The 261-nt window shown below is 52.5% G+C and carries 1 protein-coding gene; it reads left to right on the plus strand.

Translation table 11 applies throughout. The features are described from left to right. A partial coding sequence (locus AAEY88_RS14185) for an SDR family oxidoreductase (RefSeq protein WP_350563418.1) occupies positions 1-153 on the plus strand: 153 nt, incomplete at its 5' end. Between the last annotated feature and the right edge of the window lie 108 nt (positions 154-261).

Genomic DNA, 261 nt, shown 5'->3' on the forward strand with positions numbered 1-261 from the left:
GCACAGCGCGAAGCCTTGCTGACGCAGATTCCGCTGGGCCGTCTGGGCCAGGCTCAAGAGATCGCGAATGTGGTCACTTTCCTGGCATCTGACGGTGCGGCATACGTGACTGGGGCTACAATCCCGGTGAACGGCGGGATGTACATGAGTTAAATTGTGACGGATCGCTTCAAAAAAATGTCATACGAGCTGTCTAAAATCCGTTATAAAGCTGCAACTTAATTTATAGGCAGGTGGTCGACCGGGTACAGGGTGAAGCTT

Source organism: Psychrobacter sp. CAL346-MNA-CIBAN-0220 (assembly GCF_040309805.1).
Taxonomy (GTDB): Bacteria; Pseudomonadota; Gammaproteobacteria; order Pseudomonadales; family Moraxellaceae; genus Psychrobacter.